Origin of the sequence: Rouxiella badensis, assembly GCF_026967515.2 — a bacterium.
In the GTDB taxonomy this organism is placed as follows: domain Bacteria; phylum Pseudomonadota; class Gammaproteobacteria; order Enterobacterales; family Enterobacteriaceae; genus Rouxiella; species Rouxiella badensis.
Genome location: NZ_CP114062.1, coordinates 1,484,015 through 1,499,710, shown reverse-complemented (window position 1 = coordinate 1,499,710; position 15,696 = coordinate 1,484,015). Strand labels below are relative to the sequence as shown.

The 15,696-nt window shown below is 54.3% G+C and carries 14 protein-coding genes; 9 read left to right on the top strand and 5 right to left on the bottom strand.

All coding sequences use genetic code 11. The annotated features are described in order from the left end of the window. Positions 1 to 34 precede the first annotated feature (34 nt). From O1V65_RS07125 to benD, 4 genes are read left to right on the top strand one after another with little or no spacing between them, the layout of a single operon-like run. Positions 35 to 1,399: a Rieske 2Fe-2S domain-containing protein gene (locus O1V65_RS07125; RefSeq protein ID WP_269130354.1), complete on the top strand. Its 1,365-nt coding sequence runs from the start codon at positions 35 to 37 to the stop codon at positions 1,397 to 1,399. Next, a complete protein-coding gene (gene benB, locus O1V65_RS07120; RefSeq protein WP_017490623.1) occupies positions 1,399 to 1,887 on the top strand; it encodes a benzoate 1,2-dioxygenase small subunit in 489 nt (162 codons plus the stop codon). Before O1V65_RS07125 ends, benB begins: the two co-directional genes overlap by 1 nt. 9 nt (positions 1,888 to 1,896) lie before the next feature. After that, positions 1,897 to 2,922: a benzoate 1,2-dioxygenase electron transfer component BenC gene (gene benC, locus O1V65_RS07115; protein ID WP_084912337.1), complete on the top strand. Its 1,026-nt coding sequence runs from the start codon at positions 1,897 to 1,899 to the stop codon at positions 2,920 to 2,922. Between the two features lies 1 nt (position 2,923). After that, positions 2,924 to 3,706, top strand: coding sequence for a benzoate diol dehydrogenase BenD (gene benD, locus O1V65_RS07110; RefSeq protein ID WP_269130353.1), 783 nt, complete (start codon positions 2,924 to 2,926; stop codon positions 3,704 to 3,706). A gap of 76 nt (positions 3,707 to 3,782) precedes the next feature. Here the strand turns inward: benD and O1V65_RS07105 are convergent, their stop codons facing one another. The 5 genes from O1V65_RS07105 to O1V65_RS07085 form a co-directional block, all read right to left on the bottom strand. After that, positions 3,783 to 4,784, bottom strand: coding sequence for an LA_2272 family surface repeat-containing protein (locus tag O1V65_RS07105; protein ID WP_269130352.1), 1,002 nt, complete (start codon positions 4,782 to 4,784; stop codon positions 3,783 to 3,785). A gap of 573 nt (positions 4,785 to 5,357) precedes the next feature. Beyond that, positions 5,358 to 6,293 (bottom strand): arabinose operon transcriptional regulator AraC, encoded by a 936-nt coding sequence (gene araC / locus O1V65_RS07100; protein WP_017490627.1) that lies wholly within the window; start codon positions 6,291 to 6,293, stop codon positions 5,358 to 5,360. A gap of 142 nt (positions 6,294 to 6,435) precedes the next feature. Continuing rightward, the gene (gene araH, locus O1V65_RS07095) at positions 6,436 to 7,440 is read right to left on the bottom strand and encodes an L-arabinose ABC transporter permease AraH (protein WP_017490628.1); all 1,005 of its coding nucleotides are present in this window, start codon (positions 7,438 to 7,440) and stop codon (positions 6,436 to 6,438) included. A gap of 25 nt (positions 7,441 to 7,465) precedes the next feature. Beyond that, positions 7,466 to 9,055: an L-arabinose ABC transporter ATP-binding protein AraG gene (gene araG / locus O1V65_RS07090; protein WP_227953780.1), complete on the bottom strand. Its 1,590-nt coding sequence runs from the start codon at positions 9,053 to 9,055 to the stop codon at positions 7,466 to 7,468. 1 nt (position 9,056) lies between these two features. Further along, positions 9,057 to 10,046: an arabinose ABC transporter substrate-binding protein gene (locus O1V65_RS07085; RefSeq protein WP_017490630.1), complete on the bottom strand. Its 990-nt coding sequence runs from the start codon at positions 10,044 to 10,046 to the stop codon at positions 9,057 to 9,059. Between the two features lie 419 nt (positions 10,047 to 10,465). Between O1V65_RS07085 and O1V65_RS07080 the strand changes: the two genes are divergently transcribed. From O1V65_RS07080 to rsxB, 5 genes are all read left to right on the top strand, one after another. Continuing rightward, positions 10,466 to 12,145, top strand: a complete 1,680-nt coding sequence (locus O1V65_RS07080; RefSeq protein WP_017490631.1) for a ribulokinase — start codon at positions 10,466 to 10,468, stop codon at positions 12,143 to 12,145. Between the two features lie 56 nt (positions 12,146 to 12,201). Continuing rightward, positions 12,202 to 13,707 (top strand): L-arabinose isomerase, encoded by a 1,506-nt coding sequence (araA, locus tag O1V65_RS07075; protein WP_017490632.1) that lies wholly within the window; start codon positions 12,202 to 12,204, stop codon positions 13,705 to 13,707. A 327-nt stretch (positions 13,708 to 14,034) separates the two neighbouring features. Next, positions 14,035 to 14,475: a DUF2569 domain-containing protein gene (locus tag O1V65_RS07070; RefSeq protein WP_017490633.1), complete on the top strand. Its 441-nt coding sequence runs from the start codon at positions 14,035 to 14,037 to the stop codon at positions 14,473 to 14,475. A gap of 72 nt (positions 14,476 to 14,547) precedes the next feature. Further along, complete coding sequence (gene rsxA / locus O1V65_RS07065) at positions 14,548 to 15,129, top strand: electron transport complex subunit RsxA (protein WP_017490634.1); 582 nt, start codon at positions 14,548 to 14,550, stop codon at positions 15,127 to 15,129. Continuing rightward, positions 15,129 to 15,695, top strand: a complete 567-nt coding sequence (gene rsxB / locus O1V65_RS07060; protein WP_017490635.1) for an electron transport complex subunit RsxB — start codon at positions 15,129 to 15,131, stop codon at positions 15,693 to 15,695. Before rsxA ends, rsxB begins: the two co-directional genes overlap by 1 nt. Position 15,696: the final 1 nt, after the last annotated feature.

Genomic DNA, 15,696 nt, shown 5'->3' with positions numbered 1-15,696 from the left:
CCCTTCCCCTATTTTACAGCAAAGAGGAATTAAGATGAGCGAAATTATTTCGCAGCGTTCGCGCACGCTTGAAGAAAAAATAAATAACGCCCTGATTATCGATAAAGAGGCCGGTATTTATAAATGTCATCGCAGTATCTTTACCGACCCGGAATTATTCGAGTTAGAAATGGAAAATATATTTGAGGGGAACTGGGCGTTCCTTGCCCATGAAAGTCAAATCGCCAACCCTGGCGATTATTATACTCTCACGCTAGGCCGCCAGCCCATCATGATCACTCGCGATAAAAGCGGAGAGTTAAACGCTGTTATTAATAGTTGTTCCCACCGTGGCGCGATGTTAGCGACCCGAAAAACGGGCAATAAAAGCTCATTTACCTGTCCGTTCCACGGCTGGACTTTCAGCAATAACGGCAAACTGTTAAAAGCAAAAGATGAAAAGACCGGAGGCTATCCTCCCTGCTTTAAAAAAGAAGGGTCGCACGACCTTAAAGCGCTGCCGCGTTTCGCCAATTATAAAGGTTTCCTGTTTGGCAGCCTGAATGACAACGTCTGCGAACTGGCGGAATATTTAGGTGACACCAAACAGGTCATCGACCTGATTACCGATCCAGCCGAAGAAGGTCTGGAAGTGGTGCCAGGCACCTCGAGCTATACCTATGAGGGCAACAGGAAGCTACAGATGGAAAACGGAGCCGACGGTTATCACGTTAGCGTCGTTCACTGGAACTACGCCTCTACCATGTCTCGCCGCAACTACGAAGAAAACGCCACCCACACCGTAGACGCCAACGGCTGGTCAAAAAGTGAAGGCGGCGTCTACGGCTTCGAAAACGGCCATATGCTGCTGTGGACCAAGGTGCTGAACCCTGAGGTGCGCCCTATCTATAAACATCATGAGCGGCTCAAACAGCAGTTTGGCGAGGCGAAGGCCAATCTGATGGTTAACGAGACCCGTAATCTGTGCCTGTATCCCAACCTGTATCTGATGGACCAGTTCTCCACTCAGTTGCGCATCGTCAGGCCGATTGCGGTCGATAAAACCGAGGTCACCATCTTCTGCTTCGGCACGAAAGGCGAAAGTGACGAAGACCGTGCGCTGCGTATTCGTCAGTACGAAGACTTCTTCAACGTCAGCGGCATGGGTACGCCAGACGATCTCGAAGAGTTCCGTGCCTGCCAGACCGGCTATAACGGGCACAATCTGCCGTGGAGCGACATGAGCCGAGGTGCGACCCGCTGGGTCGACGGTGCAGACAACAACGCCAAGCTAATGGACATTTCTCCGCTGATGACCGGCACCAGCGCCGAGGATGAAGCGCTGTACATCACCCACCACCATTACTGGCAACAAACCCTGCTTAACGCTCTAAGCCAGCGCGACAAGGAGGCCCACTGATGTCTTCACTACAACAGCAAATTGAGCAATTTTTTTATCGTGAGGCACGCTTGTTGGACGACCGGGAATGGGATGCATGGCTGGAGTGCTATCACCCGCATACCGAGTACTGGATGCCGGCCTGGGGCGATGACGACTGCCTGACCACGGATCCGCAGCGTGAGGTCTCGCTGATTTACTACCACACCCGCGGCGGCCTGGAAGACCGTGTCTATCGCATTAAAACCGAACGTTCGGCGGCAAGCACGCCTGAGCCGCGCACCACCCACCTGTTGAGCAATATCGAGGTGTTGAGCGACGAAGGCAATCAGGTCGAGGTCCGTTACAACTGGTGCACCTACAGCCATCGCTATAAAAGCACTGAACACTTCTTTGGCAATACGCAATGCACCTTGGTAAAAGCCGGTGAAAGCTTCCAGATTAAGCGAAAGAAGATCCAGCTCAACAACGACTACATCAATCACGTCATTGATATTTATCATTTATAGAGGTGGAAAATGGCTTATACCATCGCGCTCAATTTTGAAGACGGCGTTAGCCGCTTCATCGAATGCAACGAAAACGAAAAGGTGCTGGATGCCGCCTATCGCCAGCAGGTCAATCTGCCGATGGACTGCTCCGACGGCGTCTGCGGGACCTGTAAATGCCATTGCGAATCCGGGAGGTATGACCTCGGCGACGAGTATCTCGAAGAGGCGTTGTCGGAACAGGAATTCGAAGACGGTCAGGTCCTGACCTGCCAGATGATCCCGAACTCAGACTGCGTTATCTCCGTGCCGCTCTCATCGCAGATGTGTAAAACCGGCAGTGAAACCTATACCGCCCAGGTGGTACGCGCCGAATCGTTGTCCGACAGCGCCATCGAACTGAACCTCGAACTGACCAGTCATCTTGGAGTCCCGTTCCTCAGCGGGCAGTATGTCAACATTCAGCTACCGAACAGCCAGGACACCCGAGCCTATTCGTTCAGCTCGATGCCCGGTGAAAAGACGCTCTCTTTTCTTATCCGCAACGTGCCCAATGGCCGGATGAGTCAATATCTGACCACCCAGGCCAAACCGGGCGATGTTCTGAATCTGACCGGGCCTCAGGGCAGTTTTTATTTGCGTGAAGTCACGCGCCCCATTCTGATGCTGGCCGGTGGCACTGGCCTCGCTCCCTTCCTGTCGATGCTTCACCAGTTGCAGGGGTCCGAGCTCAAGCATCAGGTGCATCTGATTTATGGCGTATCACGTGACGTCGATACGGTAAAACTGGCCCAGCTTGAGGCCTTTGCGGCGCAAATTCCGCAGTTCAGCTTCAGCGTTTGCGTGACCGACCCTGCGTCTTCAGCCGAGCTTAAAGGCTATGTCACCGACCATATCGAGCCGGGTCAGATCAATGACGGCGAGGTTGACATCTATCTCTGCGGTCCACCGCCGATGGTTGAAGCCGTGATCACGTTCCTAAAATCAAAATCCATTACCCCGCGCAACTTCTACTACGAGAAATTCGCGCCTCAGGTGAGCAAAGAGACCGCTTAACATGACGAATCAACGTTTTAAAGACCGCGTAATGGTCATTACCGGCGCGGCACAGGGAATTGGCAAAGCCGTTGCCGAACGGGCTGCCGCGGAAGGCGCAAAACTGGTGCTTATCGACCGTGCAGAATGGGTCGATACCCTGGCGCAGCAGTTACGGGAGACCGGCAGCGACGTGCTGTCACTCAGGGCTGACCTCGAACAGTGGGAAAGCACGGCCGCCGCCTTTGAGGAGGCGCATCAGCACTTCGGCAGACTGGACATTCTGGTAAACAACGTCGGGGGCACCATTTGGGCGCGGCCTTATGCTGAATACTCGCCGCAGCAGATTGAGGCCGAAATCCGCCGCTCGCTGTTTCCTACGCTGTGGGGCTGTCGCGCCGAGTTGCCTTACCTGCTCGAACAACGCTACGGCGCGATTGTTAACGTCTCCTCTGTCGCGACGCGGGGCGTGCATCGCGTCCCCTATTCCGCGTCGAAAGGGGGCGTCAATGCGCTGACCCAATCCCTGGCTTTCGAGTATTCTGGAACCGGTATCAGGATTAATGCAACGGCCCCGGGCGGGACTGATGCCCCGGCCAGACTGACGCCACGTAACCAGGAAAAACCGACCGCACAAGAAACAGAGTGGTATCATGGCGTGGTTAATCAAACCCTTGAAACCAGCCTGATGCATCGCTATGGAACCGTTACCGAGCAGGCGGCGGCCATACTGTTTCTCGCCAGCGACGACGCCAGCTACATTACCGGCACCGTATTGCCCGTGGCGGGCGGCGACCTCGGCTAAAGAGCGCATAAAGCAAGACGGCCCGCGATGCAGTATCGCGGGCCGTCTTTACACATGAAGCCTTTTTAGAAAAAACTTAGAACGAACGGTGGAAGTTAACCAACGGCAGAACAGGTACCGCTGCGTTGGTCGCCACGTTGATCAGACCAATCTGCAGACCTTCAAGGTCTTTGGTGGCGTTGAACAGACCAAACTGGAAGTGGGTGCTGTCAGCATAGTTAATCACACCAATATCGGTGGTGCTGTCGGCTGACACGTTGATTGCACCCAGGTTCAAGCCTTTAACATTGTGGGAAATGTTGATGGCACCGAGGTTCACACCGGTCACGTCGTGAGAGAAGTTCAGAGCACCGACGTTGGCACCCTCAACGTCCCAGGCGACGTTCGCTGCACCCAGATTAAGACCCGTCACGTCCCAGGTACGGTTGAAGGCAGAAACGTTGGCACCGGTCACGTTTTCAGACCAGTTGAAGGCGCTGAGGTTGGCGCCGGTGACGTTGCCTGATTTGTTCACTACGCCGAAGTTCAGGCCGGTAATGTTGCCTTCGCTCCAGTTACCGATTGCACCGATGTTCAGGCCGGTGACGTTGCCGGTATGGTTAATCACGCTGACGTTGGCACCGGTGGTTTCACCGGTGGTCCAGTTGAACGGGCTGACGTTCAAACCTTCAACCGAACCCTGGGTATAGTTGCCCACACCGGCAAGGTTCAGGCCGTTCACATCGGCCGTCATGTTGGCAATGCCGAGGTTAACACCGTCGATGTTTTTTGCGGCGCTGTAGACACCGACGTTGACACCGTTGAGGTCACCCACCTGGTTAGCGAGGCTCAGGTTTAGACCATTGTCTTCGCCACCGTGCCAGTTGAACAGGCCAATAGCCGCACCGTTCATGCCGTTACGAATGTGAGAACCGGCCGCCGCACCGAGCTGGAAGCCGTTCAGGTGGTCAATCTCGTCATAACCGAGGATTGGCAGGTCGAAACCGTTTACCGTGCCGGTATCACCGTACAAGAATGTGCCGTGAAAACCATTGACGTCTTTGTCCGCTGGGAAATTACCGAAAGACGATACTTGCACGGGGGCCGCATTACTCATTGCAGAAAACATTGTGCAGGAAAGTAATAAAGCTAGAGTTGAACGTTTCATTTCCTCTATCTCTCTTTATTTTGATTTGTTATTAACCGGGTTGCTTTGCAAGTTCCAGTACCCCTATTTTTGCTCAAGCGTTAACGTTAAGCTGGGAATAAGCATGACCCCGCAAACCCTTGGTATCTTATCAAAAAATGCTTGTTTCCCGCTGATTTCGCCCGTTTTCGCACTCAGAGACAATAAACAGGACACAATTAAAGCGGACTAATCACATATAGTGATAGTCTCACCCAGACAAAAGAATAAATATTAAACAGCGTAGGCTCGATGTTAAAAAATATATTAATCAGAAATTCTTTCCACAATAAGCGATATATTTAATGGGATTTAAATTATATTTAACCGTATATTTTAAAACGCAGAAGGGACTAATTATTGGAAGTTACAAGAATGAGGCGGGAACAACGAGGGGGTCTTGTGGAACCCTCGTTGGCGAGGCTGGGACAGCGCCCAACCTCAGCGTCAGACGCTGTTCTGAGCAAAAAGCGTTGCAATCAAAAATCAGTAATTATAGGTGGCAGCGTTTTCATTCTCAGGCCACGGATGCGACCGATAAGGCTTCGCAGGGTAATTTATCTCAATGCTGCGCCGACGGAAATCGCTGGGACTGACGCCGACCCGTTTACGGAAAACGCGAGAAAAATAGAGCTGATCGTCGTAACCCACGACCCGGCCAATGGTGGCTATCGATTCCTGGGTCGTTTGCAACAGCAGTTTGGCGCGGATAACCCGTTGGTCCTCCCGCCAGCGCAGGATATTAATCCCAACCTGCTCGCGGAACAGGTGCGCCAGCCGCGAAGGAGAAAGGCAAACGTGGCGGGCGACTTCGTCAATACGCAACTCTCCGGCCAGATTGCCGGTGATAAACTGACAGGCCTCGATAACGCGCGGATCCATGATTTTCTGCGGACTCTGCGGGTCTTCTTCCATCGCACGCAGCAGCAGCCTTTCTAACAAATTCATCCCAAGCTCTTCGCCGAAACGACGACCGGACTTTTGCGTTTGTTCGATATTGGCAAACAAGCGGTCAAATTCCAGCAGCAGGGTATTGTTGGGCAGAGAAAGACGACCGACGTCGCGGGTCTTGGTGTGCCATTCCAGCCAGTCGGCCCAGTAGGCACGAGGTCGGAAATATACCCAACGGTGATACCAACAGTCGCTGTTGGACGAGCGTGCATAGAGATGGCGCGCCTTGGGCGGAAACAGCAGCAAATCGCCGGGATTACAGTAAAACGTGTCTTCGCCGTCGAACACCTTGCCCTGCCCTTTAACGGTCAGATTAAGGATGTAGCCCTTCATGCCACCGGGCCGGTCGATGGAGAAATCAAGCGGCCCGTCGGCCAAAATGGGCGTCATGCCGGCGACCAGATACGCGTTGAAACTGTAGCCGGGGAGTAGCGGATTGGACTGCTGGTCCTGAATCATGCGGTGATACATCGGGCCTCCTTAAATCGTCACGCTGGTCTAACCATTCTATCGGGCAATAGAATTACTGCCCGTTTGCGTTAAAGAAATGTGAAGGAAATACACTTTTCTGAGCATTTATCACACCAAAGGCCCATTTAAAAACTGGAATCGTTTACACAGCGCGTTTCGCTTTCTGTTTGTAGCGGTCAAAAATCACCGCCGCGAGCAGGATGAGGCCACGCACCACGTACTGCGAGAAGGGGGAAATATTTAAAAGATTCATCGCATTTTCGACGGTGCCAAGAATCAGCACACCGGCGACAACATAGGAGATTTTACCGATGCCTCCCTTGAGCGACACGCCGCCCAGTACGCAGGCCGAGATAACGATCAGCTCATAGCCCAGCGAAGTCATCGGCTGGCCGCTGGTCATGCGCGAGGCCAGGATAATGCCCGCCGCCGCTGAGACCAGCCCTGACAATACGAAGATGATGATTTTAGTCCGCACCACCGGTACCCCGGCCAGACGTGCGGCTTCCTCATTACCGCCGATCGCCAGCGTATTGCGGCCAAAGGTGGTTTTGTTGAGCAACAGACCAAAGGCTATCAGGCAACCGACGGTTATCCAGATAGGGGCAGGCAGGCCAAGCCAGTTGGCGTAGCCCAGCTCGAAGAAGCGTTCGTCTTCAATGCCCACCGCTTTACCATCAGAAATGATATAGGCCAGGCCGCGCACAATTTGCATGGTGGCCAAGGTGGTTATCAAGGCGTTGATTTTCAATCGGGCAATCACGAAGCCGTTTACCAGCCCGGAAAGCACGCCCAGCAGCAGACCCGCCGCCACGCCAATCCACAGGCTTTCCGTCATGTTGATAACCACGGCGGTGGTGACCCCCGCACAGGCAATGACTGACGCAACCGACAGGTCAAAATCGCCGGAGGCCAAACAGAACAGCATGCCGCAGGCCACCATGCCGGACATTGAGATGGCCAGCCCTAGCCCTTTCATATTGATAAAAGAGCTAAAGTTGGGCACGAAAATCGAGCAGGCGATAAACAGCGCGGCGAACACCACCAGCATGCCGTAGCTGTCCCAGATGCGCATCAGGTTTTGCCCGCTGCGCGCGGCAGCGTTCGGCTGTTCGGGTTTGGTAGAATTGGTTGTCATACTGGACATCATTTAACTCCTGCTTGGACCGCGTTTAGGCCGCATCCGGGGTGGTTTCTGGATTTAATGTCGGGGTACGCAGCATCGCCATGCCCAGCGCTTTTTCTTCCGTAGCCTGGTCGTGTGTCAGCTCGCCGGAAAGCGTGCCTTCGCGCATCACCAGAATTCGGTCGGCCAGCCCAAGCACTTCAGGCAGGTCGCTGGAGGCAAACAGCACGGCAACCCCCTGTTTTGCCAGTGCATAAATCACGCTATAAATCTCGTGTTTGGCACCCACATCGATGCCGCGCGTCGGTTCGTCAAGCAAGATGACCTTCATGTCTTCCGACAACCAGCGCCCCAGAATAGCCTTCTGCTGATTACCTCCTGACAGGTTCATGATCAGCTGCTCGGCGCTCGGCGTCTTGATGTTCAACGCCTTGATTTGCTTGCCGGCATTGTCCGTCTCCCACTGATTATTGATCAAGCATCCGACCTTCACGCTCTTTCGTCGCGCGCTGATGTTGATGTTGTCTCGCACCGAGTGCACGGGAATTATCCCGTCGGCCTTACGGTCTTCGGGGCACAGCATAATGCCCTGACGAATCGCGTCGATCGGGGTGTTTATCTTCAACGGCTGGCCGTCGAGCAACACCCTGCCGCGGGTTATTCGGGTGCCGCCAAACAGGCCTTTCATCAGCTCGCTGCGGCCCGCGCCGACCAGCCCAAACAGCCCGACGATTTCTCCCTGTCGTACGCTGAGGCTAATTTCTGACTTCACGCCCGGCGCTTTCACCGCCTCAAGCTGGAGTCGTACCTCACCCAGCGGTCGTGGTTGATAATCGAAAATATCGCCAAGATTACGTCCGACCATCGCCTGCACCAGAATATCGTTGTCGACCTGCTGCATGTCGTCGAAGGTGCGGACATAACGACCGTCCTTAAACACGGTGATGGCGTCACTCAGGGCAAAAATTTCCTCCATACGGTGCGAGACATAAACTATCACCCGACCTTCGGATTTCAGCTCGCGGATAACTCTAAACAGCTGCTCAATCTCGCGCGCAGACAGCGAGCTGGTCGGTTCATCGAAGGCGATAACCTTGGCGTTTCGCGCCAGCGCCTTGGCGATTTCGACCATCTGCCATTGGCCGATCGACAGATATTTCAACGGCGTGTCGGGGTCGATATCCAGCCCGAGATGTTCGAGCTGAAGTTTTGCCTCGTAGCGCAGCAGCTTGCGATTCACCCAGCCGCGTCGGCTCGGCAACTGGCCGAGATAGATGTTCTCTGCCACGGTCATCTCCGGCACCAGATGCAGCTCCTGATAGATAATCGCCACCCCGGCGTCCAGCGCGTCGGTGGTGTTGCTAAAAGTGACCGGCTGCCCTTTTATTAAGATTTGCCCCTGAGTCGGGCTGTAATATCCGCTCAGAATCTTCAGCAGGGTAGATTTCCCCGCGCCGTTTTCGCCCATCAGGGCATGGATCTGCCCCGCGTAGCAGTTGAAGCTAATGCCCTCCAGCGCCTTGACGCCAGGAAAGGTTTTGCCGATCCCCTCAAAAGTCAGATAGGGCTGGCGGACGTCGAATGCCTCAATCGAAGGGTTGAGCACCGTTGATGACGGGGTCGAGAGCAAAGTCATGTTACTTGCCTCCCAGGCCTTTCTTGTCGAGTTCAGCCTTGAAGTTGTCGCGTGTTATCAGCACCACGTCGGTGACTTCGGTGAACTTCGGCGGCTCAACGCCTTTGGTTACCCAGTTATTCAGCATTTGGATACTTTTATAACCGTGTACGTCCGGGCTAGGTAACAGCGAACCGTAAAATCCGGTCTGTTCATTTTTGGAAAGCTCGTTAACCGCGTCAACGCCGTTAATACCGATACCGATGACGTTTGCGGCCTTGAAGCCCTGCCCTTCGGTCGCACGCACGCCGCCCAACACGGTGTTGTCATTCATGCCCAGAATCAGCCAATTTTTCACCCCCGGATGCTGTACCAGCAGGGAGTTGCCCGCGTCGAGTGCGCCCGGAATATCGTTGGACTTGGTCGGAACTTTGTAAATCTGCGCCGCCGGGAAACCGGCCGCTTTCAGAGCGTCCATCGCGCCTGTGGTACGGCGGCGAGCGGTATCCAGCTCATCGGCGGTAATCGCCATGACGCCGGTATCGGCAACCTTCCAGCCGCGTTTTTGCATCTCTTTATACAACTCCTGTCCCTGACGCTCGCCAATTTTACTCGCCGCCATCATCACCAACGGTACGTCCTCCATCGGCTTGCCCTTGGCATTCACAAACTGGTCGTCGACGGCGATAACCTTCAGGTCATAGCTTTTAGCCTTGGCCATAATTGCAGGCCCAAGGCGCGGGTCCGGCGTACAAATCACAAAGCCCTTCGCGCCGTTTGCCGCGAGACTGTCAATGGCGTTCAACGTTTTCTCACCGTCGGGCACAGCAATCTTGATAACCTGGAAGCCGAGATCTTTCCCCGCCTTGTCTGCAAATTTCCATTCAGTCTGGAACCAGGGTTCTTCGGGTTGTTTCACCAGAAAACCCAGCTTCAGGGTCTCGGCCATAGCCGAATGTGACATAACCGCAGCCAGTCCAACTGCCGCCAGCGCCTTAGTGAATTTATGCATGATGCTCTCCGACTTCTTATTGTTGTTAGCCCCGTCATTCGGCGGGACTGTGAAAACGTTATCAGTAGGGTGCTTCCAAAAAAACCACCAATAAACCTTGCGATACGTAGATTCATTAATGGATTCAGATAAGACGAACTCAGTTTTAGCCGGATTGCTTTCTAAATAGGTAGAGCGCTATCACACTTTAAAATTGCAGCCATTTAGTACATATATTCAGCAAAATCACCCTCAAGTGAAGTTATGACCCGCTTCACATAACCTTAATAAGGAGCAGAAAAGTACATACTTCCAGCAATCGTCTCCTCACTGCCTGACGACCCGCCCTCCTATGGTTATCAACAGTACACGTCGCCTGCGTTTTGGGACGACCTGCACCCTATAAACGTGTCAAGTAGCTTACCTTTGGGGAGATAACCATGGCGCAAGGCGCAATTGCTCTTGGTCTGGATTTTGGGAGTGACTCGGTCCGCGTACTGGCCGTGGATTGTCACAGCGGAAAAGAGATAGATACCGACGTGGTGTATTACCCACGCTGGCAGGAAGGCCTCTACTGTCAAGCGGGAAAAAACCAGTTTCGCCATCACCCCCTCGACTATATCGAGGCGATGGAAACGGCAATAAACAATCTCACTGCGCGCCTCGGCCGTGAAACCAGCGCACGGATTATCGGCATCGGTGTCGATTCAACCGGTTCTACGCCTGCGCCGATTGACGCACAGGGACAGGTTCTGGCGCTGAGGCCCGAATTTGCCGACAACCCGAACGCCATGTTTGTCCTGTGGAAAGACCACACCGCCATCAATGAGGCGGAAGAGATCAATCGCCTGTGCCGCAGCGGTGACTTCCCTGACTACACCCGCTACATCGGCGGAGTGTATTCGTCCGAATGGTTCTGGGCCAAGATTCTGCACGTCTCGCGCGAGGACCGCGCCGTTCGCGAAGCCGCGGCCTCCTGGGTCGAACTCTGCGACTGGGTGCCCGCCCTGCTTTCAGGCACCACCGCGCCGCAGTCTCTTGCCCGAGGCCGCTGCAGCACCGGTCACAAGATGCTCTGGCACCCTTCCTGGGGAGGATTCCCGCCGCGCGATTTCTTTATGGCACTCGACCGGACGCTGGTTGAGAACCTACCTTATCCACTGTTTAGCGAGACGCAAACCGCCGAAAAACCCGTTGGCACCCTCAGCGCCGAGTGGGCAGAACGTCTTGGCCTCTCGCAGCAGGTGGTGATTTCGGGCGGCGCCTTTGACTGCCATATGGGGGCAGTCGGCGCCGGTGCGCAGCCTTATACGCTGGTTAAAGTCATTGGCACCTCAACCTGCGACATTCTGATTGCCGACAAACAACGCGTCGGCGAGCGCGCCATTGCCGGCATTTGCGGGCAGGTTGACGGCAGCGTCGTGCCGGAAATGATCGGTATGGAGGCCGGACAATCGGCGTTCGGCGACATGTATGCCTGGTTTAGCCAGCTGCTGAGCTGGCCACTGGTGCAGCTGGCCGCCAGACATCCGGCGCTCAGACCGCAAATCAATGAGATGAAAAAGACGCTGCTGGCGGACCTGACCGCCGCCTGGGCAGCTAACCCTTCTCTGGACACCCTGCCGCTGGTGCTCGACTGGTTCAACGGTCGCCGCACGCCGTTTGCCAACCAGCGCCTGAAAGGGGTTATCACCGATATCAACCTCGGCACGCAGGCGCCAGAGCTGTTTGGCGGCTTCATCGCCGCCACCGCCTTTGGCGCTCGCGCCATCATGGAGTGTTTCGAGCAGCAGGATATTCCAGTCGAGAACGTGCTGACCCTCGGCGGCATCGCGCGTAAATCGCCGGTCATCATGCAGGTTTGCGCCGACGTGATGAACCGTCCGCTGCAAATCGTCGCCTCAGACCAATGCTGCGCACTCGGTGCTGCCATCTTTGCCGCCTGCGCCGCCGGAGAGTTCGACTCCGTGCCGCTGGCTCAGGCCGCTATGGCCTGCCGTATCGAGAAAACTCTGCTGCCCCACCCGCAGCGTGCCGCCCAGTTTCAACAACTTTACGAACGCTATCAGCAGTGGTGTCAGGCATCTGAACCGTTGTTTAGTGCCGCCAACCCGGCTTGATTTTTCTCGCTGGTTTGAGACCAGCGGCCAATTTCCCTCGTGCAGGAGTATGAAGAATGGACGTATTTAAGCAGCTCGAAGTGTGGTTTGTGATAGGCAGTCAGCATCTTTACGGTGCCGAAACGCTGCGGCAGGTGAAAGAAAATGCCGAAAAAGTGGTGAATGGCCTGAACGCCTCCGCCGGTCTTCCGGTCAAGCTGGTGCTGAAACCGCTGGCCACCACCCCGGATGAAATTACCGCCGTCTGCCGCGACGCTAACTACAGCAACGACTGTATTGGGATTATCACCTGGCTGCATACCTTCTCACCGGCCAAGATGTGGATAGCCGGGCTGAGTATTCTGCACAAACCGCTGATGCAGTTTCATACCCAGTTCAACGCCACCATCCCGTGGGACTCGATGGACATGGACTTTATGAACCTTAACCAGACGGCGCACGGCGGCCGCGAGTTTGGTTTTATCGGTGCGCGGATGCGTCAACAGCATTCTGTGGTGACCGGCCATTGGGAGGATACGGAAAGCCATCGCCGCATCGCACAGTGGATGCGCGTCGCAGCGGCCAAGAATGAGAGCCAGCACCTCAAGGTGGCGCGTTTTGGCGACAACATGCGCCAGGTCGCGGTAACCGAGGGTGACAAGGTCGCCGCTCAGATGAAGTTTGGCTATACCGTTAGCGCCTACGGGATAGGCGATTTGGTTAGCGTGATTGATGAGGTTAGCCGGGGCGACGTCGATACCTTGATTGAAGAGTATGAATCAAGCTATCAACTTACCGACGCCGTGAAGCTCAATGGTCCAAAACGCGAGAACCTGATTGATGCCGCCCGCATTGAGCTCGGCATGACCCGCTTCCTCGAGCAAGGAGACTTCAAGGCCTTTACGACCAATTTCGAAAACCTGTATGGCATTAAACAGCTGCCGGGGCTGGCGGTGCAACGATTGATGCAAAAAGGCTATGGCTTTGGCGGCGAGGGAGACTGGAAAACCGCCGCCCTGCTGCGCATCATGAAAGTCATGGCCAGCGGACTCAAAGGCGGCACTTCCTTTATGGAGGACTACACCTATAACTTCGAGACCGGCAATGATTTAGTGGTCGGCTCGCATATGCTGGAGGTCTGTCCGTCGATAGCCAGCGCCCAGCAGCCCATTGTCGATGCGCAGTTCCTGGGTATCGGCGGCAAGGCAGACCCTGCACGGCTGATTTTCTCGACTCCGGCCGGTCCTGCGGTCAACGCCAGCGTTATCGACATGGGTGACCGTTTCCGCCTGCTGGTCAATCTGGTGGACACCATCGAGCAGCCGAAACCGTTGCCGAAACTGCCGGTGGCGCGCGCTATCTGGAAGGCTCAGCCCTCGCTAGCTACGGCGGCGGAGGCGTGGATCCTCGGCGGCGGTGCACATCATACGGTGTTCTCACAGGCGCTGGACGTTGACTATCTGCGACTCTATGCCGAGCTATACAACATCGAGCTGCTTGTTATTGATAACGACACCACGCTGCCTGACTTTAAAAATCAGCTGCGCTGGAACGAGGTTTACTACAAACTTTGCGCTAACTGAGCGCTTTTCCCTCCCTTTAAATAAGGTTAATAGACAGGCAGACTCATTGACTCTGCCTGTCTTTCCCGTCGCTCAAAATGGGCTAACGCGCAAAGCTTTATTCTTGCCTTCCTCAATTGAACAAATCACCAGCACTATTCTCATTTTTAAGGCAAAAAGTGATATTTTTTACGCTGTTGCGCAGCAATCACATGAATACGATAGAGACGAACACTTTCTAGCGTTAAGCTATCGCGCCTTGAATGTCTAAATCCGCCTTTTGTTGCAGCGGTATTAACTACTGCCTCAGGCTGGATTGTCGTCAACACGATTGGAATAAGGTTTCATATGTCTCTTAATTCTGGCTATCAGCGTATTGGCGGCTGGTTATTGGCCCCGATGGCTTACCTGATTGTCAATTTGATGAGTGTGGTCCTGATGCTGCTGCTTTATTCAATGGCCGTGTTTGAGCCCGAGTCGCGCAAGTATTTAATCACCCACTCTCAGGCGTTTACCCTACAGTGGTATTTCTCGGTGGTGACGACGCTGGCAATGGGAGCATTTACCCTCAGCGTGCTGTGGTCGTTCTGCAGAAGAATGAAATCGCTGCCAAGACTTTATATTCTCTGGCTGCTCTTTACCGTCCTGTTGGCTATCAAGACCTTTGCCTTTTCGCCAATCAGCGACAATCTGGCGGTGCGAAATTTACTGATACCGCTTCTCGCGGCGGCGCTGTTGGTACCCTATTTCAAACGTTCTCGCCGCGTTAAAGAGACGTTTACGCAGTAAATTAGCCTTCAGGTAACGGGTTCGAAAATTTAAACGTATTCAACTATTTTCTGGCAATTTTTAGGCACTATCATGACATCATACTTATTACTGTTTATTGGTACCATGCTGGTAAACAACTTCGTACTGGTCAAGTTTCTTGGGCTCTGTCCATTTATGGGCGTCTCCAAAAAACTGGAATCTGCTATTGGCATGGGGTTAGCCACCACCTTCGTCATTACGCTGTCCAATATTTGCTCATGGATTGTGAATACCTTTATCTTGATGCCCCTGGGCCTGGTATACCTGCGCACCATGGCGTTTATTCTGGTTATCGCCGTTGTCGTGCAGTTCACCGAAATGGTGGTGCGTAAAACCAGCCCGTCGCTTTACCGCCTGCTGGGTATCTTCCTGCCGCTTATTACCACCAACTGTGCGGTGCTTGGCGTGGCGCTGCTGAACATCAACCAGCAGCTCAACTTTATGCAGTCGGCACTTTATGGCTTCGCCGCCTCGCTCGGTTTCTCGCTGGTCATGGTGCTGTTTGCCGGTATTCGTGAACGTCTGGTGGTTGCCGACGTGCCCGCCCCCTTCAGGGGTTCTTCTATCGCATTGGTCACCGCCGGCCTCATGTCTCTGGCCTTTATGGGCTTTACCGGGCTGGTGAAATTCTAATGTTCGAATTATGGGTTGCTATTGGTTCACTCAGCGCACTGGCGCTGGTGTTTGGTTTGCTGCTGGGCTACGCCTCTCGCCGTTTTGCGGTGGAGGGAAACCCGGTTGTCGACCAGATTGACGATATCCTGCCACAGAGCCAGTGCGCGCAGTGTGGTTACCCCGGCTGCAAGCCTTATGCCGAGGCGGTCGCCAACGGCGATAAAATTAATAAATGCGTGCCGGGCGGCGAACCGGTCATGCTGAAACTTGCCACGTTGCTCAACGTCGATCCTCAGCCGATGGACGGTGACGTCGTTGAAGCCGTGCCCGTACGTAAGGTCGCTTACATTGACGAAAGCAACTGCATCGGTTGCACCAAGTGTATTCAGGCCTGTCCGGTAGACGCCATTGTGGGTGCGACGCGTGCTGTTCATACCGTCGTTTCTGACCTGTGTACCGGCTGCGACCTCTGCGTCGCCCCCTGCCCGACCGACTGCATTGAAATGCTGCCGATTAAAACCACCACCGCAAACTGGAAATGGGATATGAACACCATTCCTGTGCAAATTATTCATGCGGAGTAAC